This window comes from bacterium, assembly GCA_004322275.1.
Taxonomy (GTDB): domain Bacteria; phylum Desulfobacterota; class Deferrisomatia; order Deferrisomatales; family BM512; genus SCTA01.
On sequence record SCTA01000041.1, the window covers coordinates 37,081 to 62,873 of the forward strand.

Annotated in this window: 20 protein-coding genes; 12 read left to right on the forward strand and 8 right to left on the reverse strand. The window is 59.6% G+C overall.

Annotated elements, in window-relative coordinates; all coding sequences use genetic code 11:
• The first annotated feature begins 258 nt into the window (after positions 1-258).
• Positions 259-879 carry a radical SAM protein gene (locus tag EPN96_12445; GenBank protein ID TAL15566.1) on the forward strand — a complete coding sequence of 207 codons (621 nt, stop codon included), beginning with the start codon at positions 259-261 and terminating at the stop codon, positions 877-879.
• A gap of 343 nt (positions 880-1,222) precedes the next feature.
• On the opposite strand, the gene EPN96_12450 is transcribed toward EPN96_12445, so the two are convergent.
• Positions 1,223-1,927 carry a methyltransferase domain-containing protein gene (locus EPN96_12450; protein ID TAL15567.1) on the reverse strand — a complete coding sequence of 235 codons (705 nt, stop codon included), beginning with the start codon at positions 1,925-1,927 and terminating at the stop codon, positions 1,223-1,225.
• 57 nt (positions 1,928-1,984) lie between these two features.
• Here EPN96_12450 and EPN96_12455 point away from each other — a divergent pair, with 57 nt between their 5' ends.
• Positions 1,985-2,605, forward strand: coding sequence for a DUF3786 domain-containing protein (locus EPN96_12455; GenBank protein ID TAL15568.1), 621 nt, complete (start codon positions 1,985-1,987; stop codon positions 2,603-2,605).
• Here EPN96_12455 and prmA read toward each other — a convergent pair whose 3' ends face one another.
• Positions 2,606-3,463 (reverse strand): 50S ribosomal protein L11 methyltransferase, encoded by an 858-nt coding sequence (prmA, locus tag EPN96_12460; protein ID TAL15569.1) that lies wholly within the window; start codon positions 3,461-3,463, stop codon positions 2,606-2,608.
• A 104-nt stretch (positions 3,464-3,567) separates the two neighbouring features.
• Here prmA and EPN96_12465 point away from each other — a divergent pair, with 104 nt between their 5' ends.
• Positions 3,568-4,380: a DUF3786 domain-containing protein gene (locus tag EPN96_12465; GenBank protein ID TAL15570.1), complete on the forward strand. Its 813-nt coding sequence runs from the start codon at positions 3,568-3,570 to the stop codon at positions 4,378-4,380.
• Positions 4,377-5,279, forward strand: a complete 903-nt coding sequence (locus EPN96_12470; GenBank protein ID TAL15571.1) for a LysR family transcriptional regulator — start codon at positions 4,377-4,379, stop codon at positions 5,277-5,279. The genes EPN96_12465 and EPN96_12470 overlap by 4 nt, the downstream gene beginning before the upstream one ends.
• An 86-nt stretch (positions 5,280-5,365) precedes the next feature.
• Here the strand turns inward: EPN96_12470 and EPN96_12475 are convergent, their stop codons facing one another.
• Together EPN96_12475 and EPN96_12480 are read right to left on the reverse strand one after the other, a co-directional pair.
• Positions 5,366-5,893: a hypothetical protein gene (locus EPN96_12475; GenBank protein ID TAL15572.1), complete on the reverse strand. Its 528-nt coding sequence runs from the start codon at positions 5,891-5,893 to the stop codon at positions 5,366-5,368.
• Between the two features lie 835 nt (positions 5,894-6,728).
• Positions 6,729-7,775 carry an AI-2E family transporter gene (locus tag EPN96_12480; protein ID TAL15573.1) on the reverse strand — a complete coding sequence of 349 codons (1,047 nt, stop codon included), beginning with the start codon at positions 7,773-7,775 and terminating at the stop codon, positions 6,729-6,731.
• A gap of 128 nt (positions 7,776-7,903) precedes the next feature.
• Between EPN96_12480 and EPN96_12485 the strand changes: the two genes are divergently transcribed.
• The 5 genes from EPN96_12485 to EPN96_12505 all read left to right on the forward strand — a co-directional run bounded on the left by EPN96_12485 (position 7,904) and on the right by EPN96_12505 (position 18,393).
• Positions 7,904-9,112, forward strand: a complete 1,209-nt coding sequence (locus tag EPN96_12485) for an FtsX-like permease family protein (protein TAL15574.1) — start codon at positions 7,904-7,906, stop codon at positions 9,110-9,112.
• 271 nt (positions 9,113-9,383) lie between these two features.
• Positions 9,384-10,541: an ATP-dependent 6-phosphofructokinase gene (locus tag EPN96_12490; GenBank protein TAL15575.1), complete on the forward strand. Its 1,158-nt coding sequence runs from the start codon at positions 9,384-9,386 to the stop codon at positions 10,539-10,541.
• Positions 10,542-10,803: 262 nt separating this feature from the next.
• A complete protein-coding gene (locus tag EPN96_12495) occupies positions 10,804-11,595 on the forward strand; it encodes a hypothetical protein (GenBank protein ID TAL15576.1) in 792 nt (263 codons plus the stop codon).
• Positions 11,592-11,984, forward strand: coding sequence for a hypothetical protein (locus EPN96_12500; protein ID TAL15577.1), 393 nt, complete (start codon positions 11,592-11,594; stop codon positions 11,982-11,984). Before EPN96_12495 ends, EPN96_12500 begins: the two co-directional genes overlap by 4 nt.
• Before the next feature lie 190 nt (positions 11,985-12,174).
• Positions 12,175-18,393 (forward strand): VCBS repeat-containing protein, encoded by a 6,219-nt coding sequence (locus EPN96_12505; protein ID TAL15578.1) that lies wholly within the window; start codon positions 12,175-12,177, stop codon positions 18,391-18,393.
• Positions 18,394-18,634: 241 nt separating this feature from the next.
• Here EPN96_12505 and EPN96_12510 read toward each other — a convergent pair whose 3' ends face one another.
• The 3 genes from EPN96_12510 to nikR are packed head-to-tail and all read right to left on the reverse strand — an operon-like array spanning position 18,635 to position 20,611.
• Positions 18,635-19,375 (reverse strand): ABC transporter ATP-binding protein, encoded by a 741-nt coding sequence (locus EPN96_12510; GenBank protein ID TAL15579.1) that lies wholly within the window; start codon positions 19,373-19,375, stop codon positions 18,635-18,637.
• A 2-nt stretch (positions 19,376-19,377) separates the two neighbouring features.
• Positions 19,378-20,184, reverse strand: a complete 807-nt coding sequence (cbiQ, locus tag EPN96_12515; GenBank protein ID TAL15580.1) for a cobalt ECF transporter T component CbiQ — start codon at positions 20,182-20,184, stop codon at positions 19,378-19,380.
• 7 nt (positions 20,185-20,191) lie between these two features.
• On the reverse strand, positions 20,192-20,611 hold the full coding sequence (gene nikR / locus EPN96_12520; protein TAL15581.1) for a nickel-responsive transcriptional regulator NikR: 420 nt from the start codon (positions 20,609-20,611) through the stop codon (positions 20,192-20,194).
• Between the two features lie 195 nt (positions 20,612-20,806).
• Between nikR and EPN96_12525 the strand changes: the two genes are divergently transcribed.
• Entirely contained in the window at positions 20,807-21,838 is a 1,032-nt protein-coding gene (locus EPN96_12525) for a cobalamin biosynthesis protein CbiM (GenBank protein TAL15582.1), read from the forward strand.
• A gap of 168 nt (positions 21,839-22,006) precedes the next feature.
• Here the strand turns inward: EPN96_12525 and EPN96_12530 are convergent, their stop codons facing one another.
• Positions 22,007-23,473: a serine protease gene (locus EPN96_12530; protein TAL15583.1), complete on the reverse strand. Its 1,467-nt coding sequence runs from the start codon at positions 23,471-23,473 to the stop codon at positions 22,007-22,009.
• Between the two features lie 184 nt (positions 23,474-23,657).
• Here EPN96_12530 and surE point away from each other — a divergent pair, with 184 nt between their 5' ends.
• Positions 23,658-24,404: a 5'/3'-nucleotidase SurE gene (surE, locus tag EPN96_12535; GenBank protein ID TAL15584.1), complete on the forward strand. Its 747-nt coding sequence runs from the start codon at positions 23,658-23,660 to the stop codon at positions 24,402-24,404.
• Positions 24,392-25,780, forward strand: a complete 1,389-nt coding sequence (locus EPN96_12540) for an FAD-dependent oxidoreductase (GenBank protein ID TAL15585.1) — start codon at positions 24,392-24,394, stop codon at positions 25,778-25,780. Before surE ends, EPN96_12540 begins: the two co-directional genes overlap by 13 nt.
• Positions 25,781-25,793 lie beyond the last annotated feature (13 nt).

Consider the following 25,793-nt stretch of genomic DNA (forward strand, 5'->3'; position numbering starts at 1 on the left):
ACTTTAACGGAAAGAGCGAAAAGTAGCATACACTATCCGGAGGTTCAAGGTGATGTGGACTTGCTTTCCATATAGATACGTTCTAACGTCTTTGCAAGGCTGTTGAAAAACTGTTGCGAGCCGCGTTTTTAAGTGTCGCCGTGCTCGCTCAGGGGCTCTCCGTAGCGCTGCTACTGTCTCGCCCCATCGCTACGCGGCTCCTTGAAACCGCGGCTTCTCCCGACGTTTTTCAGCAGCCTTTGAAAGCGTTTCCTTCTCATTCATCCAGAAAGCAGGGCCGGATTGCTGAATATTCGCCACATCGCGGTAACGGAGGGGGTGAACGGGCCGGGAGCGCGCCTGACCGTCTGGGCGCAGGGCTGCCCCTTCGTCTGCGAGGGGTGCTTCAACCCCGAGCTTCGCCCCTTTGAGAACAAGCGGCTTCTTTCGCCTGAAAAACTGCTGGAGGAAGCGCTGAGCCTCGATTTTTCAGGGGTCACTCTCTCCGGGGGAGAGCCCTTCGCGCAGGCGGACGAGCTGGCCGATTTTCTCCGGCTGCTGAAGGCGAAGCGACCCAAAACCGGCGTCATCGCCTTCACCGGTTACACCCTCGCCGAGCTTAAAAACGGTCCCTGGGAACTCAAAAAGCTCCTTTGCGAAATCGACCTTCTGATCGACGGCAGATACGAGGTTCAAAGCCCTTCCGCCGGAAGCCTTCGGGGCTCCTCGAACCAGAGACTCGTTCCCCTTACCGAGACCGGCCTCGACCTTCTCGAAGAGATCGTCATGAACAGCCGCGCCGAGACCGCGCTGACGATAACCGGAGAGGGAGAGGTCATAGTCTCCGGCTTCCCCACGGCTGAATTCGTCCGCAACCTGCGAAACAAGCTCTCGGGATGAGTTTTTTTAGCTGTAAACAAAAAACCTTCGAGCCGATAAGTTCATATAATTTACTTATCGGCGAGCCTTCTTTTCGTCCTACTCGTGGCCCGTACGCGGCGCAACGAGTGGAGGCGTCGGGCCGGCGCGGGGTCTTAGCGAAGCGATAGCGGAGCGAGTGCCCCGTACGGCCCAGCCGGAACGAAGTGGTCGCGCTTTTTTAAAGCGCGAGCGACGGGTCCGGGCCGATTTTTTGGGCACTTTTTTCTAAAAAAAGTGCCATGGGTGCGGGGCGAAGCCCGGCAAGTTGTAAATTCCCGAGTTCGTCCAATGCCTTCGCCGAAAACTCTCGGGGTAAGCGTGGTTACTTAACCGCTCTCAGAACCCCCTTCCCCAAGGGCATGAACCTCTCGACGATCTCGACTTCGGCCTCCCGGAAACCGGCCCCGAGACACAGTGCTTCCCATTCCCCCGGCGAAACCGCGCCACCTACGCAAAACGCCCACGCCTCCGGGTCTTTTCTCAGCTCTTCCCCAAGCTCGCCCAGCGCCATTACGTCGGCGAGGAGCCACCTCCCGCCGGGTTTCAGTATCCTGAAGACCTCTTTCGCCAGCAATTGCTTGTCGAAGACGAGATTGGCCGCCCCGTTGGTCAGGACGTGGGTGAAAGAATCGCTCTTGAGGGGGATATCGGGGAGGAACCCCTCCACCGCCTCGCACTCCCCCGAAGCCGCGGCAAGGTTCCGCAGCATCCCCCGGCTCGCGTCGAGGGAGACGACCCTCGCGCCCGCTCCAGCGAGCCAGAGGGTGTCGAGCCCTGAGCCGCAGCCTAGATCGGCGACGGTCAACTCTCCTCCCTCTTTCATAATTTCCCCCGCGAGGGGAAAAGCCCCGACGAAGCCGTCCAGAGTCTCCCTTCCGGCCTTCGCGACGATGTCCGGAGGATACCCGAGCGAAAGCGCGAGCGCCTCGCCGGTGGGAAAAGCCAGTCCTCCGGGAGCGCGCGAGCCCTCGGCGGCTATCCGCTCGTAAGCGGCTTCCACGGCCTTTTTTATCGCTTCCTTTTCCATTCAGGAAAAATCCCTATAATTAACTTAATCGAAACCGGCAAACTTTCAGGGGTAACAATGGCGGCAGAAGAAAAAACTCTCTATGTATCGAGCGAAACAATACATCCCTTGCACTGGGAGCGCCTTACGGCGCAAAATCCCGAGGAAGTGGCGGAAAGGTCTCTCGCCCGGTGGGACGGCGAAAAATTCACCCTCTCCCTTCTCGGCAAAGAACTGGTCATCTCGCCCGCCGACAGAAGAATTTTCTTCACGGCCGCGCCCAACGTTCCGGCGGGGTTTCATCAGGGGCTTACGGCTATTTCCTACCTCTGGGGGGCGACCGGCTCGCAGCCCTCCGGTGAGTTCGTCTCCCTGCTGGAGCTTCCGGGCGGCGCGACCTTCTTTCACGGCCACCACGCCCCCGCAACCCGGAAAATCTCGGAGCGCTTCGGCGCTTCACCCGCAGAGTTCAGGAAAAGGACGCTTGAGCGCGGGTGGAGCGAGGTGGCTATCGGCGACGGTTCCGCCAGCATCCTTGCGCTGCCGAAGATTCCCCTCCAACTCGTCCTCTGGGCGGCGGACGAGGGGTTCGCCTCCTCCGCTATCTTCCTCATAGATTCCCGCGCGGGACAATATATGCAACTGGATGCGATCTGGGCGCTTACGAACTGCGCCGTGGAACAATTGCTTAGGGATTGATCAGGATATCTTCCGTAACAAAAGTGCGCTCCACGGCCCCATATCCTGTCTGTCCATCGTTTCAAACCCCAGCCCCTCGAAGTAGCTCCTTGCGCCCTCGCACTCCTCGACCAGAAAACCTGAGATGATGAGCCTGCCGCCGGGGGCGGTGTGCTTCGCCAGCAGCGGGGCGAGGCCGAGGACTATCTGGTAGAGGATGTTTGCGACGACCAGCGGCCACTCCCCCTTTATCGCCCGCAGTTCCCCGCAGTAGACCTCGATACCCTCCTCGACGCGGTTCAGCAGGGCGTTGTCGCGGGTGGCTTTGGCGGCGAGGATGTCCATGTCGAGCGCGCCGACCTTTTTCACCCCGAGAAGCCGCGCCGCGATGGACAAAATCCCCGAGCCGCAGCCGACGTCGAGCATCGCGACCACCGGCTCGGCCAGGAGGCACTCGTCTATCATGTCGAGGCAAAGGCGCGTTGTCTCGTGGCCCCCGGTGCCGAAGGCGCGGCCCGGATCGATGAGCAAGGTCGCCATGCCCTCTTCGGGCGGCGGAACGTTTTCCCAGGTAGGGCAGATCCAGAGCCTTTTGGAGGCCTTGAGGGGATGGAAATACTTCTTCCACGACTCCCACCAGTCCTCGGAGGCGATCTCCTCCCACCGAATCTTTACAACTTCGGCTTCGTGGAGGGCCGCGAAGCGTCCGAGAGCGGCCTCTACCTTCTCTTTGTCGCCGGGTTTGTAGTAGGCTGCCAGTTCCTCGCCGGATTCCTCTATCCCGCCCGCGCCCAGCTCCATCAGTTCGAGAGCGGCCAACTCGCGAAGGGCCTCCGGCGCGTTTACCATGCATTTAAGCCATACGGCTGCTTCTTCCATTTCTCACTCCGGTATTATTTTTGGTTATCTTATCACAGGCGGCTTGAGTAAATCCGCTTTGTCGCCTATTTTTGTCCGGTCAAAACCTAACACTGGGAATTTAAATGGCCTACAAAGTTCTCGACATTTTAAAAGACCTGCCCGGCACCAACTGCGGGGAGTGCAAGAAGAGCGGCTGCTACCCCTTCTCCATCTCGGTCTACCTCGAAGGGTGGGACCTCGCGAGCTGCCCCCACCTCCCAGCCGGAGAGGTTGAGAGGATGAAAACTCTCATCGCCGAGGACAGGGCCAGGGGGGGCGGCAAGAAAGACCCCACCCACGACCAGGCGGTAGTGAGTCTCAGCAAAAAATTCCGCGCCGCCGATTTGCAGGTCATGGCGGCAAACTCCGGCTGCGTCCAGGCGGGGGATTCCCTCGTCTGCCCCTTCCTCGACGGCTCCTACGAGATCGGCCTCGAAGACGTGAAGGCGCTCAAGGGAGAGCCGCCGAGCGTCTGGGTAAAGGTCTTCCTCTACATCTACCTCACCCGCGCCAGCGGCGCAAAACCGGCCGGGAAGTGGGTCTCCTTCAGGGAGCTTCCCAACTCCACCAGCAAATCGGCCAACTTCGAGAGCTGCGGCGAGAAGATAGCCAGGCATTACTCCGGCCACGGGGAGAAGCTCGACGAGGCCGTCCGCGAACTCGGGGGAGTGCGTGACGAGCTGGGCTCGGCGGACAGGGTCTGGCGACTGACCCCGCTGCCGAGAATTTCGCTGCTGCTGCTCTACTGGGAGGCGACCGAGGAGTTTCCCGCAAGGGCGACAATCCTCGTAGACAAAAACATACTTGAATATCTCGATCAGGAGGCCACGGTCTTCCTCGCCGAGGCGATCTCCAACCGTCTTTGCGGCAAATCCGTAAACGAGGTGATAACATGATGTTCCGCCACCTGGAGGCCTTCGTCGAAACCGCCCGCACGGGCAGCGTGACTCTGGCCGCCGAAACCCTTCTCGTCACCCAGCCCACCGTCAGCGGCCAGCTCCGGGAGCTTGAGGAAGAGCTCGGCGTCGCCCTCTTCAACCGGCTGCCGCGAGGGGTCGAGCTGAGCGAGGCGGGGAAAAGGTTTCTCCCGAGGGCGAAGGAGATACTCTCGGCGCGCAAAAAACTCCTCGAAGAGGCCTCCGACTACAAGGGGCTGCTTTCCGGGACCCTCGAACTGCACGCCTCCAACGTCCCCGGCGAATACCTCCTCCCGGTGTGCATCGCCCACTTCAAGAAAGCCCACCCCAGCCTTCGCATAGTGATGAAAATTCACGACAGCCGCGAGACCATCGAGGCGATCCAGCGCGGAGACGCCTACCTCGGCCTCGTCGGCGGCAGCGTCGAAGACCCCGACCTCGAATTCTTCCCCATCTGGGACGACAGGATATGCCTCTACGCCTCCGCGAAAGCCGAATTTCCCGAAACCGTCACCTTGCAGGAGCTTGCCGCCCTACCCCTCGTCATGCGCGAGGAGGGCTCGGCCTCGCGGCTCACCGTGCAAAACGCCCTCAAGGCGGCGGGGCTGGAGATGAATTCCATGGAAGTGGTCGCGGAACTCGGCTCCACCACCGCCGTCAAAAAGGCGGTGGCCGCAGGGATAGGCGCATCTTTTCTGTCGGGGATTTCGGCTTTGGAGGAACTTGAAGCGGGGCTGTTCAGGAAGATCGAAGTAACGGGGCTTGCGCCCATCGAACGCAGATTCTACCTCGTCCGCCACAGAAGGCGCGAACTCCCACCCTCGGCGCGGGCCTTTTGCGAGTATGCGCTACAGAAAGCAGCGAGTTGTTTTAATTAGGGAATCGTGTGGCGCGTTACGGCTTGCGCCTAACGCATCCAACACGGCTTAAACACAACGTATCATATAACAAGGATTTATATGAATTATACACAATGCTCATCATAAAATTTTCTGTCGCATAACATTAAAAATATATCAAAATCATCTGAACTAATATTATTGTGTTTGCTAATCTCGATAGCAGATTTAAGACTTTTATTTTTGACGAAATGTGGATTTTTTAAACAATACCAGCACTGAAACACCAGTCCCTCATGAAATAACCTACTTTCAATATCTGCAAACAACCCTATTGTTAAATATAAAAACTGAGGAATAAAATCGGGGTTAAACTCTAAAACGCCATCATGGTCGCTATCGGCATGCTTGCAAAAATTAGCAGGCCTATTTATGCTGCGAGCTATTTCTTTAATATATTCTTCCTTAACATAATTATTAAATGAATGCTGTAATGTTAAGCCTCTTTTACCCGCTATGTCATTAATCACCGCATAAGAAGATTGAATTAGCAAATATATAGAAACAGGGTCTTCTCTTCTAAAAAAAAGTCTCACAGCGGTTTTAAGATTTCTTTCAGCGGCTGCAACCTTGCCTATTTTTTCTTTGGTCATATTATATAAATCCTATGCATGCCTCAAGCCATGTAGCCGCGCAGGTGGGTTCGGCCCACCAACTACGCCAAAACATTAATGTGATTATATAGTTGCGGGGCTGTTCGCCCCTGCGCCCCAACACCGCTTCTTTTGAGCGCCCAAAAGAAGCGGTGGGAAGAAAAGGCGCGCCCCCTTTGCGCCAAAGCGCTCGTTCATCGCTCGGCGAGCGCGCAAATCGCCACGGGCTCATGGCGCGCTCGGAACACCCTCGCTCTCTCACTCGCTGGCGCCGGAGGGCGTGGGGAACGAAAATAAGGCTCGAACAAAAGCGAATCTTTTTGAGCTTTTGTTCTCGAAGGTAGATTTTCTGCACATATCTCAAATAGCTATAAACAAATTACCTTCGAGCACACGAGAGCAAATAATCCTTCTCGTGTGCGAGCCATCCTTTCGTCCTCTTCGTGGCCCGTAGGTGACGCAGGGAGCGGAGGCGGAAAGGGCGGCGGGGGGGTCTTAGTGAGCGTAGCGAACGGGTGCCCCCTCACGCCCCCGCCGTAGCGACCGGTCGCTCGAAGAGCGAGCGTCTCCTTCCGGGCCGATTTCTTGGGTACTTCTTTCTAAAAGAAGTACCAAGGGGAGTGGGGCAGAGCCCCACAGACGTAGACCGATGGGCTAAAGCCCATCCTACATAAATAGCTAAAACAATTAAGGTATTGTCGGCTTTCGTTCCTCAAGCACGACCTACACGCTAAAAGAAGTACCCAGGGTGCGGGGCGCGCCAAGCCCCGCTAGCCGTAAACGTGCGCAGCACACAAAAGTCACTGGTTTCCCGCATTCGCGGGAATGACGAAATCTACCCCCTTCCCCCTACATTCCCATCCGCCGAGAGCATCACGGCGACGGGACGGGTCTTGGGAAACTCCGCGAAGATTATCATCAGGATGACGGTGAGCGGGACGCAGAGGAACATTCCGGTTATCCCCCAGAGCTTCCCCCAGACGGCGAGGGAGAGCAGCACGACGAGAGGGCTTATGTTGAGCGAGGCCCCGAGTAGCTTGGGCTCCAGCAGATTTCCGGTCAGGAACTGTATCACTACGAGTCCGATTACCACGGCCAGGAAGGGGCCGGGGGAAGCGAACTGCACGAGGGCGAGGAGGGAGGGTAGCCCCACTCCGGCGAGAGCGCCGACGGTGGGGATGTAGTTGAAGAGGAAGATGAGGAAGGACCAGAAGAAGGGGAAATCCACCCCGACGAAGAAGAGGACGCCGTAGGAAAGGACGCCCACGAGGATGCTGGCGAAGGTCTTTATGAGGACGTATTTTCGTATGCGGTCGTTGATGGACGCCATCACCCCGGTGGAGCGCTCCCTGCCCGGTCCTTCCGGGACCAGCGACTTTAGTTTGGCTTCAAAGGCGGGCCGCTCCACGATCATGAAGATTACGTAGACGACTATCAGCCCGAGGTCTCCGGCGATCTCGGCGACCAGCCCCGCCATGCTCCCCACCATACCCTCCACGTTCAGCCCCGCGAGGATTTTGTCCAGGCTCGGGGCTTCCTTCATGCCGAACCACCCGGCGCCGGATTTTATGATGGCGTAGATGTTTTCCTGATAAATGGGGGCGGCCTCGGTGACGGAGGAGAGGCTTATCGTCATGGCGTTTATGATCTCCAGCGTCGCCACGGCGGCCAGCGCCAGCGAGGCGAGGAGAAAGACCCACCGGGGCACCCTTTGACCTCGCGGCAGCGCGCTGCGCAGGGCGTCGGCCATTGCTTCGAGCAGATACCCCACGACTATGGCGACCGCCAGCGGTATGAGGATCGACTTCGCCGTGAAAAGCCCCCAGAAAGCCCCTCCGACGATGAACATAACCGCCGCAATCTTTACCGCCCGGTCCTGCATCTTACTTCTCCTTTTTATTTAGGATTTGCCCGTAAAGAGCATCGGCACTACCCGAAAACTTGTCAAGCCCGTCCTTTATTTTTCTTTGCAGGTTGAGGTTTCGCCCCCGTTGCGGCTATATTTGCGGGATGAAAAACACCCTCGAAACGTGGATCGCCTTTCGCTACCTGCGAACAAAGCGCACGGAGAAGTTCATCTCCCTCATCACCTGGCTTTCGACCGGCGGCGTGGCGCTCGGCGTCGCGGCGCTCATCGTGGTTTACGCGGTGATGACGGGCTATTCCGGCAAGCTGCGTGACAAGCTGGTGGGGATGAACGCCCACGTCTCGGTCTACGCCCTCTCCGGGCCAATTCCCGACGGCGGCAGCGAGGTTATCGGGCGCATCCGGGAGATTCCCGGAATCAAAAGGGTGGTGCCGATACTCCTCGGGCAGGCGCTCCTCGCTTCGGGCGGATCCAATTCCGGCGCGGCGATTCGCGGCGTCGACCCGGCGGACCCGGACTTTCTGGAGGTCGTCGGCAAGGGAATGGTCGAGGGCTCGGCCAGTTCCCTCGGCGGCGAGGCCCCGGCGGTGCTTATCGGAAGGGAGCTGGCGACCGAACTCGGGGTCAAGGCGGGAGACAGGGTGCGGCTGACCATCCCCATCGGGGAGACCCCCCGTTCACGCCTCTTTCTGGTGGGCGGAGTCTTCAATTCGGGTATGTACGATTTCGATTCTACCTTCGCCTTCCTCTCCCTCAAAAACGCCGACGATCTTCTGGGGATGAACGGCGCGGTCTCGGCCCTCGACATACGGGTGGACGACATCGACAAGGCCCCGGAGGTGGCGGAGACGCTCCGCAACGTTCTCGGGCAGCGCTGGTGGGTGGGCGACTGGAAGAGGATGAACCGCAACATCTTCAGCGCGCTGGCCCTCCAGAAGGCGGTGCTCTCGCTGATACTGGGCCTCATAGTCATCGTCGCGGCCTTCAACGTCGCCGCCACTCTCATCATGGTGGTAATCGAGAAGACGCGGGAGATAGGGATACTTAAGGCGATGGGCGCGAAAAACACCACGATACGGCGCATTTTTGCGATTCAGGGGCTGATAATAGGCTCCGCCGGGGCGCTCTTCGGGGCCGCGCTGGGAATATTTGTCTGCTACATGCAGAACACCTTCCAGTTCGTGAAGATTCCCAGCGACATCTACCTCTTCGACAGTTTGCCGATGGAGCCCGAGGTAATCTCCACCGCCGTATTTTCGATCGCCGCGATAGCCCTCTGCTGGCTGGCGACCCTCTATCCCTCCTGGCAGGCCTCGCGCATGGACCCGGTGAGAGCGATACGAACGGAATAGACGCCTTGAATATGTTATCCGGCTGAATATACTCGTTGTGAGGTTTCGGATAAACGTTGCTAAAAGTGCTTCCGGCAACGAAAATCGCGAAAGATTTTTATTGACGGCAAAGGATTTTGACGCCGGGCGAGGAGCCCGCAGGGAGCGCGACGAAGACAGTAGCGTGACTACGTCGAGGAGCGCTACCGAGTAGCGACGACGACCCGCGTCAAAAGCCGAAGCCGTAGACTGTTTAAGGCAATCACTTAATTTAAAATAAAGGAGTCACAAAATGCGTATAGGAATACTAACCGGCGGCGGAGACGTTCCGGGTCTAAATCCCGCGATAAGAGCCGTAGTAACCCGCGCGATGGCGGAGGGCCACACCGTTCTTGGGTTTCGCCGGGGCTGGATGGGGCTACTCCACCTCAATCCCGACGACCCGGAGAGCGTCAGGGAATTCACCCTTGAGCTGAACCTCGACAATACGCGCACGGTGGAGCGCAACGGCGGAACCTTTCTCCACACCGCCCGCGTAAACCCCTGGGGCGTCGCACCCAAGAGCGTTCCCGCCTTCATATCGCAAGACCTGCTGCGCCCCGGCGAGGGGGGGAAGATCGACTGCACCCTCCACGTCAAAAAGGTGCTCGAAAGGATGGGGATAGACGTTCTGGTCCCGATCGGCGGCGAAGATACCCTCGGCTACGCCTCCCGCCTCCACCGCGAAGGCTATCCGATGGTCTCCATACCCAAGACGATGGACAACGACGTCTTCGGCACCGACTACTGCATCGGTTTTTCCACCTCGATAAGCCTCTCCGTGAAATACATCCACCAGCTTCGCACCTGCACCGGCTCCCACGAGCGCATCGGCGTGGTGGAGCTTTTCGGCCGCTATTCCGGCGAGACTTCCCTCATCGCGGGCTACCTCGCCGCCGCCGACCGGGTGCTCATTCCCGAGGTTCCCTTCAATCCCGAGAAGGTGGCGGAGCTGATACTGCGCGACAAGAAGGCCTGCCCCTCGCACTACTCGATGCTCACCATCTCCGAGGGCGCTCTTCCCGAGGGCGGGGACATTCACCAGACGGGCGAGGCCGACGCCTTCGGCCACAAGAAGCTGGGCGGCATCGGCCAGCAGCTCTCAAAGAAGATAGAAGAGGTCACCGGCGAAAAGACTATGTTCCAGACGCTCGGCTACCTCATGCGCTCCGGCCCGCCCGACGCGCTTGACCTGATGGTTGCGAAGAACTACGGCAATTCGGCGATGGACCTGATCTCCAGAAAGGAATTCGGCCGGATGGTCGCTCTGCAGGGCGGCAAGTACACCCACGTACAGGCCGACATGCCCCTGATGGGCTCCAAGACCGTCGATGTCGATACCCTCTACGACAGGGAAAACTACCTGCCCCGGATAAGGACCGCCGTCGGGCTCCCGATGTTCCTCTACTAGGGAAGCGGCTGTGAGCCCCGTTTTCTGTGTCGCGTGCTCGCTCGAAGCTCGCCTAACACCCGGTTATGTCTCGCTTCTCGCTGCGCGTCTCCTTGAAACCGGGGCTTCTCGCAACGCTTCCCCTGCCACAGGGGTGCGCCTTTTCTTTCCCCCATTTCTTCTGGGCGCTCAAAAGAAATGGGGCCGGGGTCAAGGGGTGAAACCCCTTGAAGGCAAGGGTCGGCAAACTGGTTATAACTACGGGTTTTCAGTTTTTTCATTGATGTTTCTTCTCCTTCTGACTCTGCCCCTCCCGGCAGCCGCCGGGGCGATTCCAGGAATCGGCGAACCCGAAGAGTTGCTGCAGTCAGTCCGTGACGGCAATAAAAGCGGCGATTACTGCGCGGCGCTCGCGGACGCCGAAAAACTCTTTTCCGGCCACGCCGACACCGCGCTCTTTCACGTAAACGAAGAACTCGTCGCCAGCGCTTGGTACTCCTGCGCTCTTAAAAAGAAAGACCCCCCACTCAAGGGCGGAAGGCTGGAAAAAGAACTTAAACTTTTGAGGCAAATTCATTCGGAACTGAAGGCGAAAGAAGACAAGACCCCCTTCGAGCTTTTCGTCCTCTCCACGGCCCCCTCGGCGGAAGGCGAACCTTACGAAAAAAGCGCGCTCACAGCGCTGCTTGAAAAATTTCCGGGAACCCCTCCCGCCGTCTGGGCGGATTTCATCCTCACGGCGGGGATCCGGGGAGAACCGGCGAAAATCGAAGAGTTCCTTTCCCGCCACAAGGATTCGAGGCTCGTCCCCACCGCCAGGATTCTCGTCGGCAACTGGCTCTGGCTCTCGCCCGAGACCGTCGCCGAAGCCGTCGATATCTGGAAAAACGTCCGGCGCGCTCACCCGGCTTCCCTTCTCGACTATTACACTGCGGGCGAGCGTCTCTCGCAAGCCGGGGAAGCGCTCCCGCCTGAAGAGCTTAAGCTGCGCCCCCTCGTTCTGGGCTTTTACATGGGAACGGAGACGAATCTGAAAACCTTGAGAAACGCCCTGGAGAACGGAGGTAAAAGATGATCTGCGAGCGCTGCAACAACACGATAGCCCCCGGAGAAGAACTTTCGCACGGCGCTCTTCGGGTCTGCGAAGACTGCGCGATGGACCTCCTCTCTCCGGCCAAGGCCTGCGACCCCTGGGCGGTCAAGCTGGCCAAAGGCTCTTTCACCTCGAAAGCCGACGCCGCAAGCACCCTCCGGGGACCGGAGAAGGAGCTTTACGAGCTCGTTAAAAAGCGCCGGAGGGTTTCCGTCGAGGAAGCAAAAGAGTCCCTTTCGCTGGGTCAAAACGAGATTCAGAAAGTGTTCAGCGTCCTTCGCCACATGGAGCTTCTCCGGGGCTCGAAGAGAGCGGACGGAGGCGTTGACCTGCTGCTCTTCGACGACGACGGGAAAACCGGCGGCAAGTAGCTTTCATAATCGAGGATAAAACAGCGGCCTCCCCGGCGGGAGCGCCGCTTTTTTTCATTTCCCACCTTTTATTTTTTCCGCTCAACTCCCCGGAAAGACGGAATAATATCCCCTTGCCTCGAAATATTAAGGGGCGGGGAATTTTCCGCTCCCAGATGCACCCTAGTACCCGGTGAAATATTGTTTTACAATGCAAAATGGAGAGACTTTTTCCGGTATTCTTTTCGCCGCAAAAGCGAAAACCGCGCTTTACCCGGTAGAGTCGCGGTTAAGCTTCGGAGGGTATGAGATGAAAAGTCGCATGAAGAGATTTCTTCCCGTCGTTCTCGCTCTGCCGGTTTTCGGCCTCGTCTTTCTGCCCGTCCCGGCTTTTGCCGCGACCTTCGGGAACATTACCGAGGATTTTTCAGGTGTGCTGGGCAAGGCCGGGGCTACGGCGAACTGGAACACCGGCTCCGGCGCTCTTTCGCTCGGGAGCGCGAGGAGGGTGTTCAACCCTTTCAGCTATGATTCGGTTCCGGCCCTTCTCGGCGCGCCCTCGACCAATTTCGGCAGAGACGCGGTCTTTTCCGACCTTGACGGCGACGGCGACCTCGATCTGGCCGTGGCCAATCAGGGCTTTCCCCCGGTCATGTACAGGTACGGCGGCTCCTACTCCACTGAGACCCCGATAAGCTCCGACGTTTACATGAGCATGTCGATCTCGGCGGGGGACGTGGACGGCGACGGGGACAACGACCTCGTTGTGGCCAACTACGACACCGGAGGCAAGAACCGCCTCTACCTTAACGACGGAACCGGGGTTTTCACCGCCATACCGATAGCCGTCGATTTAACCTCGGAGAGCAACGATACCCTCCTTTCCGACTTCGACGGCGACGGGAAACTCGACCTCGTGATTTCCTCCTACGCCAGCGGAACCTGGATATATCTCAACGACGGCTCCGCCGCGCCCTTCACCGGCGTCGGAGCTTTGATAAGCGCCATGCCCGAAATAAACGCAATCGCGTCCGGCGACCTCGACGGCGACGGAGACCCCGACATCGCCACCGCCGCCTATACCCTCAACGGCAGCTACAACGAAGTATATGTAAACAACGGCGGCGGCTCTTTCGCGGTCTTGCCGATGCTCACCGCCCCGCTTGGAAACTATTCGGTCGTCGGAATGGGCGACATCGACGGCGACGGCAACCTCGATCTCGTCTACGGTGTCTTCAGCGGTTCCCCAATTATCTTTTTCAATACCGGCTCCCTGCCGGACTTTACGACCCTCAACATAGATGAAGGCGGCCCTTTCGCGGCCGGGGTGGCCCTCGGCGACGTTGACAACGACGGAGACATCGACCTCGTCTTTTCCGACGTCAACGGCTACGGCCCGCGCCTCTATACAAACGAAAGCCGAGGCCAGTCCTTTTATGGAATGCAAATCGGCTCAAACTTCGGAACGCCGCAATACGCCGTCGCGATGGCCGACCCCGACAACGACGGCCTCCTCGAACTTTTCGCGGGGAGCTTTTCCGGCGAGCACAACTATTTCGACAACTCCGGAACCCCCAATCCCTTTGACGGCTATCTCAGCCCCACTTCTGTCTTTGCGGCGGAAGTACAGGGACTGGCGAAGGCCGACTTCAACGGCGACGGAAAGAAGGATTACGTCGAGGCCAGCGTCGACGGCGCTTACAAGGTATGGCTCAATACGGGCTTTGGCTACTTCAACCCCGCCTCTCCCGCTCCGGCTCCCGGAACGGGGCTGGCGAGGGTCGCCGTGGCCGATTTCAACGGCGACGGCAGGCCGGACGTGGTCGGCGCGCGCCCCGGCACACCCTTCACGGTCGCTCTCAACAACGCCTCTTCCGATCCCTTCTACGTGGCGACGCTGTGGTTTAGCGACCAGCCGATGCCGGCGGCGCTTACCGGAATCGGAGCGGGAGATTTCGACGGCGACGGCGACAACGACGTTGTGACTGTGGGTATGGGTGATTCGGCAAAGCTCTGGCTGAACAACGGCCTCGGCTCCTTTGTTCTCTCCGACACCGGCATAACCGTAAATTCCAGCGCTCTCGCGGTCTTCGACTACCAGAACGACGGCGACCCCGATCTTGTTTTTGCCGACACGGGCAGCACTTTCATCCTGCAAAACAACGGCGGCCTCGCGTTTTCCGCCATGTCGGTGGGAGCGGCCGGCACAACCGCCGTAGCCGCCAAAGACCTTCCTACCGGCTTCGACCTGATAGTTTTCGGGTTCAACGGAGCCATCCCCGTTTACTATATCGCCGACCCGTCCGGCGTTTTGACCGGCCCGTCAAATATCGGCTCGACGCCGTTACAGGCAACCGCCATCGCATTAGCCAATTTCAATCTGGACAAACGCCAGGATGTGGTTGTCGGCACCCAGGGGGGGGAGTTAAAGGTATTCTTCGGCCAATCCGGCGGAAGCTATTTCCTCGACACCACCCCCTACTATATCGCGGGCACCGGACTTTCGGCAGTCAACGCGCTTCTCGCGGACGATTTCACCGGGGACGCCTACCCGGATATTCTTGCCGCTTTCCCTACCGAGGCGACTTCTCTGGCCAGGAATCAGTCGGGGATTTACGGCGTGCCCAACTACTCTCCGGTAGCCATAGGCTCGCTTGAAAGAAACACATGGTCTCTTGCGGTGGGAGACGTTGACGGCGACGGCGACCTCGATTTCGTAGAGGGAAACAGTGACGAGGTCGCTCTTCTTTTTATAAACAACGGAAGCGAAACCCCCTTCGCCAGCGCTTCGGGTTTTTTCTTCGGCGGAGGAGATTTCAATCCCGTGCCCGCGCTCGCGGATTTCGATGGCGACGGCGATCTCGATCTGGTAACCGGCAGTACCGTTGGGCCGCTTGACTCGGCTCCCGGAGCGGCAAAAAAGCTATATCTGAACGGCGGACAGGCAACCGGTTTTTTCAGCCTGTCGGAGCAGGTAGGCGACCTGAACGATTCGACAAACGACATAGCCGCGGGCGACCTCAACGGCGACGGCTATCCCGATCTCGTAACCGCCAACGGCAAGGCACAGCTGGATACGGTCACCTTCACCATGACCTACACCGGCCAGCAGAACAAGGTCTACATAAACAACGGCACCTCTGCGCCCTTCGCCTCGGTGACGGCGCTTAACGTCGGGGCGGAGCCGTATTTTTACACCAGCGTGGCCCTCGGCGACATGAACGGCGACGGCCTTATGGACGTTGTCGCCGCCGGACGCGCTCCCACCGCAGGCACCCCCGTTCCCGTAAGCCTTTACCTCAATCAGGGCGGGGCCGACCCCTTCGGCGCAGCTTCTCCTCTCTATATAGGAACCGATACAGCCTCAGTAGTGGACCTGGCGGTCGGAGACGTGGACAGGGACGGCGATCTGGACGTCGTCGCCGGCAAAAGGTCCAGCCAGGCTCTTCTGTACCTGAACAACGGCACCTCCGATCCCTTTTACATGGTTACCGGGACCCCCGTTTCCATCTCCACGGACCCGCAGGGAGGCATGATCGAGCTTGCGGACGTAAACAACGACGGTTATCCCGACCTTGTGGTGTCTTCCTTCGACAACGTGCTCCTTGTCTACCTGAACAACGGCTCTTACGATCCCTTCTACGGCCTCTACGGGGGCACGCAGGGCGTTGAGGTGTCAACCTCGCCGGAAGCGTTTACGAGAACCGCAACCCATGACTTCAATTCCGACGGCATAAAGGAAATTCTGGCGGCCAACACCTCCGCCACTCCCACAAAGCTCTTCGGCCCGGCCTTCGTCTCGCCGGCCTACGCTGAATCCTCGCCGGTAGATGCCGGTCTCAGCGTCGCGGCGGCCACCCTGAACTTCTCGGGGTCCGTGCTCGCGGGAAGCGAAGTGGAATTTTACCTCTCCAACGACGGGAGCAAGCTGTACAGGGTCGTGCCGGGTCACGAGTTTGTCTTTCCGGCCGAAAACAGCACCATCAAATGGCTGGCGAGGCTCTCAAGCGGCGTGCCGGTCTATTCGCCTCTTATCGACTCGGTTTCCATCGACTACCGCACCGCTTACGCCGTTCCCTCCGCGAACGCCGGGGCGGATCGAAACGTAAACGAAAGCTCTACCGTCGATCTGACCGGCGGTTATACCGATCCCGACAACGACGTGACGACTTTTCTCTGGGAGCAGACCGGGGGGCCCCTCGTCGCGACAATAAACGGCGCCGACACCGCCAACGCCTCCTTTACCGCCCCCTCGACGGTCTACCTTGAGAACCTCGTGTTAACCTTCAGCTTTACCGTCACCGACGCTCAGGGCTTTACCAGCTCCGACGAAGTTGTCCTCACGGTCGTCAACGTAAACCAGCCGCCGGTGGCGATCATCGAGGACGGCGCAGCCTCGATAACCTTCACCGAAGGGGACCTTGCCTGCCTCTACGGCGTCAATTCCGCCGACCCGGAGTTTGGATCCCTCACTTACGCCTGGGAACTGCTGAGCGGAATCACCCCCGTCTACGTCGGCGGCATGGACCAGCCTATGGTGTGCTTCACCGCTCCCGAGGTAGCCGCTGGCGGCGCTACCCTTACTTACCGGCTTACCGTCGCCGATCCCGAAGGAGCTACCGGCGCCTCTACCATCGCGGTCATCGTGCAGAACATTGCCTCAGGGAACCTCCCGCCGGTGGCGAACGCCGGGGCCGACAGGTCAGTCCAGGAGGGCGCTTCGGTGACTCTCAGCGGAGCGGGTTCCTCCGACCCCGACGGGACCATCGTTTCCTGGCTGTGGGTACAGGACTCCGGGCCTACGGTGACGATGACGGGAGCAAACACCTCGTCCATGACCTTCACCGCGCCGCAGGCAGCGACGGCACCCGTTGTCCTCACCTTCGCCCTCACGGTTTACGACAACGGCGGCCTCTACACCTTCGACCTCGTCACCGTCACCGTCGAAAACCTCAACCACGCCCCGGCTCCTCCGGCCAAATCCATAACCACCAATCAGGACCTGGCCGCGACCTTTACCATCGATCCGGGCGACGCCGACGCGGAAGACACCCACACTTTCGCCCTCTCCGGGAGCCCTGAAAACGGCACTGTTTCGGTCGCGGACGGCGGCGAAGTCACTTACATACCCAACGCGGGCTTCCGGGGAAGCGACCAGTTCTCGATAACTGTGACCGACTCGCACGGGGCAAGCGGGGTCGCCGTTGTCAGCGTCACCGTGGAGGCAGTGGAAACCCCCACCGACGAGCTTGTCCTGAATGCGGACGATCCGATCTCCCTCGACCCTGACAACCCCCTTTTGAAGGCGCTTGCCGCCCTCATCGGCGATTTCAACGGCGACGGCATCCCCGACCTTGTCGCGGTGGACGGCGAAAGCGACCAGGTGTACATGTTCGTCGGCGACGGCCTCGGAGGCTTCGTCGCTTCTCCTGTGACTTACAGCGCAGGCGGCATTGCGGTCACCCTGTCCGCAGGCGATCTGAACAACGACGGCAGACTTGACCTGATAATCGTCGTGGACACCGGCGGGGTTTCTCCCAGAAGCGGAAGGGCGGCGGGAGCGGTCGATCCCGGGGGTTCCTATCAGCTCTCCTCCCTGCTGGGCGGTGCGACCGGTTTTGAAGACCCGGTGGTCGATGCCTCCAGCGACGTCGCCCCCCTCCCCCCGGCGGTCGGAGACATCGACGGCGACGGCGACGACGACGTGGCCGCCGCCGGAGCCGGTCCGGCTGACGTGGAGGTCTACGAATCATCCAGCGACGGGTCCGGCTACCAGCTATCGAACCTGCTCACGATCCCGGCCGAAAATCCCGGTCCGCCGGTTATCGCCGACGTAAACGGCGACGGCGACGCGGACATCGTTGTCGCGAACACCGCAGCCGATACCGTTACCGCGAACATCAACGCCGGCGACACTACTTTCGCCGAGACCATAACGGTCGAGGCGGCTACCGGCAGCAGCGGCTATCTGGCCACCGGAGATTTCAACAACGACCAGAAGATGGACGTGGCGACCACCGGCGGAGCGACCGGCGAGATAAACATACTCCTCTGGGACAACGGTTCCAGCACTCTGGAGCTGGCCGCGACCTACATCTCCGAGGGCACCCCCTCCGAGGTCATCGCCGACGACTTCAACAACGACACCTATATGGACCTGGCGGTTCTGGAAGAAACCGAATCGATGGTGAGAGTCCTTCTGGGCACAGGGACGGGCGGTTTCGACGCCGTGCTTGTCAAGAACGTCGGGGGAGACCCCTCATCCCTTTCGGCGGGCGACGTAGACAACGACAACTACCTCGATATAGCCGTCGTTGACAGGGTAACGGGAGAGGTCAAAATCTTCAGGACCGACGTAAAGACCGTGAAACCCAAAAGCTCCGGAGGAGGAGGAGGAGGCGGCTGCTTCCTCAAAGCCCTCGGCTTCTAAAAGTTAAGGGGAACTGAAAGAAAAGGGCTGCGGTTTTCCGCAGCCCTTTTTTATTTTCATGAATTTTTTAGCTGGGAAAATACCCTGATTGAAGGGTCTAACATACGGCGCAGGATTTTGCCGCCGGGCGAGGAGCCCGCAGCGAGCGCGACGAAGACAGTAGCGTGGCTACGGCAAGGAGCGCGAGCGAGTAGCGACGAAGCCCCGCGGCAAAAGCCGAAGCCGTCGGGCGGCAAGCCCGTCAGGAAGGGCAGACCTGCATCCGCAGAGGTTTCTCCAGTCCGCTTCTTTCAAGCAGTTCCTCATCCGCGAAAATATCCTTCGTCGGGCCGTCGGCCAGCACCTCGCCCCCGTGAAGGACGATGGTGCGCTCGCAAAGGTCGAGGACCAGGTCGAGGTCGTGGGTGGCTATTATCTTGGTGTGGTGGAAGGAGCCGAGAAGCGTTATCAGGCGTCGGCGCGCACGCGGGTCAAGGTTAGAGCTGGGCTCGTCCATGACCAGCACGTCAGGCCGCATCGCCAGCACCGAGGCGATGGCGACGGCCCTCTTCTCGCCGCCGGAAAGGCGGTGCGGCGGGCGGTCCCGGAGGGCCAGCGCGCCCACCCGTTCGAGGGCGTCCACCACCCTCTTTTCCACTTCCTCCGGCGGAAGCCCGAGATTCAGCGGACCGAAAGAAACGTCCTCGTCCACCGTGGGCATGAAGAGCTGATCGTCAGGGTCCTGAAAGACCATGCCGACAGTCCTTCGCACCGACTCCAGAGTCTTTGGCGTAATCGGGACGTGTCCTATGCGGACCGCCCCCTCAACCGGGGCCAGAAAACCGTTCAGGTGGAGAAGGAGAGTCGATTTGCCCGCCCCGTTGGCCCCCACGAGGGCTACCGATTCGCCGTGAGTGAGGGTGAAGCTCACCCCTCGAAGGGCCTTGGTTGAATCCGGGTAGGTATATTTGAGGTCGACGACCTCAATTATATGGTGGCTCATTTTCAGCTTCCGGTTATCAGGGTTCCGATGAGTCTGGGAAGGTTGACGAAGCGCAGCGCAATAAAAAGCGCGGTCCATCCGACAGTGAAGACGGCTTCCGCCGCTCCGAAGGTAATTTCTCTTTTTATCCGTATCTCGCCGTCGAAGCCGCGCGCCAGCATCGCCTGATAGACTCGCTGCGCCCGGTCGAGGGTACGCATGAGGAGGTGGCCGACGATGTGGGAAAAGACCCGAAGGCCCATCCCCCGCCCGCCGAAGGTGCGAAGGGCGCGCGCCCGCGCCATCCGCATCGCCTCGCCGCCGAGGACAAAGAGGTAGCGGTACAAAAAGAGAAGCTGCACAGTCATGACCTTCGGCACCCCGAGCCGCTGGAGCCCCAGGCAAAGTCCCTGAAAGCTGGTGACAGCTATGAGAATGAAGGCCGTGCCCACCGTAAGCGCGAAGCGGGCCATTATAGAGAGGAAGGAAAGCCACCCCCCGGTGACTCCAACCTCTCCGAGGTGCATAAGTATCTTCTTGTCCAGAAAGGGGTTCCAGATTCCGACCAGAAAGGCGAAGGGGGCTACTGCGATGAGTTTTTTCAGCACGAAGCCCAGCGGGATACGCCCGATTCCGGCGAGCCAGAGCGGATAGAGGACGAAGGGCAAAAGGGCGGAAAGCTCGTACTTCGGAAAGGAGACGACGCAGATTATGAAGACCGCCGAAGTGATTATCTTGGCGCGCGGGTCCAGCCGGTGGACTCCGGTGTCCTGGGAGGCCAGCCGGTCAAGACGGCCCAAATCTAAAAAGGCGGCTTCGATGTTCGCCAAGTGAGCGCTACTCCAAGTGTTCGCCGGTGGTGGTCGTCACCAGCTTCCCGTGCTTTACGCCCTTGGTCCCGATGAGCGCGTCGGCCAGCTTCCTCACCTCGCCGCTCTTTCCCCGCACCACAAGCACTTCGAGGCAGTTGTGGGCGTCCAGATGGACGTGGAGCACGGATATTATTTTGTCGTGCCAGCTGTGCTGGTGCTCGGTAAGCTTGTCCGAGAGATCGCGGGTGTGGTGGTCGTACACCAAAGTAACGGTGCCGACGGTCTCCTCATCGCTTCTGGTCCACTGATCCTCGACGAGGGTGTTGCGGATGAGGTCGCGCACGGCTTCGGAGCGGTTGACGTAGCCCTTTCGCTCAATGAGCTCGTCGAAGCGCTCCAGAAGGCCCGCCTCGATGGAGACGCCGAACCTGACAATCTGCGCCATAAAAATAAACCTCCCTGGACGCGGCTTTCGATAACCCGGCATCCGCCGCTGCGGACAAAACCTTTTTATCAGCCGGGTAACACGAAAGTAACATTTTTGCTATTGCGTCAGTATAGCACAAGCATGTAGCCTGTAGCCATACAGTAACACGAATTTTTAATCCAGTCTTACCGGCCCGCTACCGAAGGAACAATCATGCACATGGCCGATGCGCTCGTATCTCCCGCCGTTGGCGGCGCGGTATGGGCCGCCACAGCAGCAGCCACCCTTTACTGCGCCAAAAAGGTGCGAGAAGAGATGGACGACCGCAAGGTTCCCCTGATGGGGGTTCTCGGCGCTTTCATCTTCGCCGCCCAGATGCTGAATTTCACCATACCGGCGGCGGGCTCCAGCGGCCACCTCGGCGGCGGAATGATCCTCGCCATACTTCTCGGGCCTTACGCGGCTTTTATCGTGATGGCCTCGGTGCTGGCCGTGCAGGCGCTCTTTTTCGCCGACGGCGGCCTTCTGGCGCTTGGCTGCAACATCCTGAACCTCGGCTTTTTTCCCTGCTTCATCGGCTACCCCCTCATCTACAAAAGGGTCGCCGGAAAAACCCCCTCTTCGGGGCGCATAATGGCGGGGGCGATGATCTCGTCGATTGTCGGCCTGCAACTCGGCGCTTTCGGGGTCGTGCTTGAGACCGTCGCGTCAGGGGTATCGGAACTTCCCTTCGGCACCTTCGTCTTCCTCATGCTGCCGATCCACCTCGCCATCGGCGTAGTCGAAGGGCTCGCCACCGCCGCCGTGGTCACCTTCGTCTGGCGCGAGCAGCCCGACATCCTCCTTCGCGCCGCCTCCGGCAATCAATCCGGAGGAGCATCCATGAAAAGAGTCCTCGCCGGGCTGGGTTTATTCGCGCTGCTGGCGGGAGGCCTCCTTTCGTGGTTCGCCTCGACGAACCCGGACGGCCTCGAATGGTCTATCGCGAAAATAACGGGGAAGGGCGAGATAGAGGCGAAAGAGGACGGCGTTCACGCCGCGCTTAAGGATATTCAGAAAAAGACGGCTCTGCTTCCGGACTACGGATTCAAGGAATCCGGGGGGGAGGAAAGCGAAGCGAAGAACAACGGTTTCTCTCCCGAGGCGGGGACGAGCGCCGCGGGGCTCGTCGGCGGCGCAGTAACCCTTCTTCTTGCCGCCGGTTTCGGCTGGGCGCTTAAGCGCCGCAACCAGCCGGCCGCCTGAGGCTGTTTAAAAACTGCTGCGAATCCCGCCTTCGGCGTCGCGTGCTCGCTCGAATCTCGCCTAACAGTCAGTTATGCCTCGCTTCTCGCTGCGCGTCTCCTTGAATCCGGGGTTCTCGCGACGTTTTTAAACAGCCTCCTGGCTCCGTTATCCAGGCAGCCAGCCCGATCAGGGCGCTCTCAAAGCGGCGCCGAAGAGCCTTTCGATCTCCCTCGACGAGACCGCGAAATTAAGCCCGTCGTAGCGGCTCATTGAAAGGGTGTTGACGCCCAGGACCTTTCCCGTCGCTTCGACTATGAGGGGGCCGCCGCTGTTTCCGGGGTTTATGGTGGTATCGGTCTGCAGGTAGTTTATTCCTTCGCTTATCCTCTGCCCGCTGAGTATCCCTCTTGAAAAGCTCCACCCGAGAAATGCCGGAGTGCCGATGGCTATGACCTCCGTCCCCTCCGTCCCCTCTACGGGGTCCGCCAGGGTCAGCCAGGGATACGCGCCCTTCGGCGCGCGGATGAGGGCGAGATCTGCGTCCATGTCTTTTGACAGCACCTCGCCTATCAGCACCCGCCCGTCGCGCAGTTTGAGGCTGACCGTCTTGTCGGTGGAGATGACGTGCTCGTTGGTGACCAAAAGCCCCTCGCGCGTCAGAAAAAAGCCGGTGCCGAGCCCGAACCGGCTCCGCACGGCCACCACCGCATCCATAAAGTCATCGTATTTTGAGGGGGCGGAAGGGACAGGCGCGTCATCGACCGTGCCTTTCTCGCCCATCCGGCGGAATCTGTCCCGTACGGGGTAAACCTTGTGGAGCGTCATGGAATAGTCCTGCCCGCTGGCCGTCACGGCCGGAATTTCGAGGACCCCGTTTCCCGTCGTCATGCTTGTCGTGTTCGTCGCGCGCTTGTCGGGCAAGAAATATTTCGTAGCGTAAATGCCGGGGGAATTCGAGACCTCGAATTCGGCCTTTATATCGCCGTTTTTCCAGCCTGCCTTGATGCTCGATATGACCGTTGCGACCAGAAGTCCGGTAGAAGGGTCTTTTTTTATCCCGATTCGGTGGTTTCCCCGAAGGTCCACCCAGATGCCTTCGATCTTGTCCAGGTCTTCGCTGTTCTCGTCGTAATACTTTTTAAGTTCCTCTTCCTTGACGGCTTTAATCTCCCCTGCGGGGATTTTGGCCGCCTTCTCCTTGGACTCGGTGAGGGTTACGAGCATGTCCGTTACGAGTTTTACGATTACTTTTTTGCTTCTCCAGCTGTTTGGACGGCTGCGGACGCTGTAAATGACCCTGCCGTCGTACAGATCGCACAGATCCATGCTCAGATAAACTATTTCGTCGATGTGCGAGCGTCCGGTCTGATAGGAAACCCGAAGCTCGTAGCTGGCGTCGAGCTTGCTCGCCGTAAGTGCTACCGAGTGTTGGGAAAAAACCTTCTCGATCTTGGGAGTCACCATGGCCGGATCTGTGGGCAAAAACAGATAGACCTTCCCGCCGGGGATGAAATTTTCGATGTTCTCGTGCCTTACGCTTATGTAGGGGGCGCAGCCGCAGAGGGCGGCCAAAAGCAAAAGAGACAAAAGGATTGCAAAGGTGTTTTTGAAACCCTTTTTGCAAGAGAAAATACCCGTGCCACGCAGATACATCTTCCCCCTCCTCGCTTCGGATAAAAAACGGTCCGGGAAATGATGTAGAAAAACAAAAACACCGTCAAAGAAAAAACGAAAACCAGGCCATGCCGCGACGGCCGCTTGAAACTATCGCATCCGGGCTACATACTGTAGTGGACGGGTTTCGCACGGGAAACAACCTTTTCAGGGTGGTGGCGTTTTGGACATTCTCCTCAGCAACGACGACGGCATTCACTCACCGGGGCTTCTGGCGCTGGCCGACGCCCTCTCCCCTCTCGGAAGGGTTGTAGTGGTCGCCCCCGACAGGGAGCGAAGCGCGGTTTCCCACGCTCTCACCCTCCACCGCCCCCTTCGCCTCTCCCGCGTGCGCGAGGACTGGTACTTCGTCGACGGAACTCCCACCGACTGCGTCCACCTCGGGGTCCACGCGGTCCTCACCCGCCCCCCCGGCCTTCTCGTGGCGGGTATAAACGCCGGAGGAAACCTCGGGGACGATCTTACCTACTCCGGCACCCTCGCGGTGGCGATGGAAGGGGCTCTCCTCGGCGTGCCTTCCATGGCCGTCTCCCTGGTCGCCAGAAGCGGCTACGATTTTGCGCCCGCCGGAAGGGTCGCCTTCAAAATTGCGCAGTCCATCCTCGAAAAGGGGCTGCCGGAGAGGACCTTCCTCAACGTAAACGTTCCGGGCTCCCTCCCCGCCGGGGAAGAAGCAAGAATAACGGTAACGAAACAGGGAAGGCGTATCTTCGGCAGCGGAATCGTGAAAAAGACCGACCCCCGCGGCGGCGAATACTACTGGATCGGAGGGACGGAGCTGGGTTACGTGGACGGGGACGAGAAAAGCGACATAGCGGCGATAGCTCGGGGAGAGGTCTCGGTCACACCCCTCCACACCGACCTCACCGACGAACGTTTTTACGACCGGCTCGGGGAGTGGAGCCTTTGAAGTACGACGCGATAGTCGCCGGAGCCGGGGCGGCGGGCATCTTCGCCGCGCGGGAGCTCGCCCTCGGCGGCGCGAAAGTCCTCCTCCTCGAAATGGGTCCTTCCCTCGAACACCGGCTCTGCCCGAGGCGCGAGACCCGAAAGGAGTGCTTTCGCTGCGACCCCTGCCGCCTTCTCTACGGCTGGGGCGGGGCGGGGGCCTTCAGCGACGGCAAGCTCTCCCTTTCGAGCGGCGTCGGGGGGTTTTTGCCGGAGATATTACCGGAAGGGGTCACCGAGGAGCTCTTGTCGCGCGTCGATTCGGTCTACCTCTCCTACGGAGCCCCGGAAAAGGTCTACGGGGGAGACCCGGAGGAGAGCCGCAAATTCTCCGAACTCGCGCTTTCGGCGGGGCTCACCCTCGTCCACAACCCGCTTCGCCATATGGGAACCGACAAATCGCGGGAGGTTCTGGCCCTCATGGAGCGGGACATAAAGAAGATAGCCACGGTGCGCTTCAACCTGCCCTGCGAGGAGGTCCTCGTGGAGAAGGGCGCGGTGAGGGGGGTTCGCGCGGGAAAGGAGACTTTCAAGGCGGACACGGTCATCCTAGCGGGGGGAAGATCGGGCGCGGGGTGGATGAAAGCGGTCGCCGAAAAACTCAAAATCCCCCTGAAACCGAATCCGGTCGACATAGGCGTGCGCGTCGAGTGCCCCTACGAGGTCGCCGCCCCGATGACTACGGGACTTTACGAGGCGAAGCTCCGATACCTCGCCCCCACCTTTCGCGACGAGGTCCGCACCTTCTGCATGAACCCGGGGGGAGAGGTGGTCCACGAGGTTTACGAGGATTGCCTCACCGTTAACGGCCACAGTTACGCCGGGGCCAACGGAGGGCTGACCAACTTCGCCCTGCTGGTGACGACGCGCTTCACCGAGCCCTTCGACGACCCCCTCTCCTACGGCAAATTCATAGCCCGGCTGGCGAATCTCCTCTCGGGGGGGATACTTGTCCAGCGCTATGCGGACCTCGTCTCCGGCAAGCGCTCCAACCCCGAACGCATTAAAAAAGCCCGGTTTTCTCCCACCCTCGAAGACGCGACGCCGGGCGATCTCTCCTTTGCATTGCCTCATCGCCATCTCGTGGATATCATCGAGATGATGACGGCCCTCGACAGGGTCTGCCCCGGCCTCTGCGGAGAGGACACCTTCCTCTACGGCGCCGAGGTAAAGCTCTATTCGAGCAGGATAGCCCTCGACGAAAATCTCGAAACTCCGGTAAAGGGCCTCTACTGCGCGGGCGACGGGGCCGGGGTGAGCAGGGGGCTGATGCAGGCTTCGGCCTCGGGCATGCTGGCCGCAAGGGCGATACTGAAGACAAAAGGAGTGAAAAACTGATCCATAGGGCGAA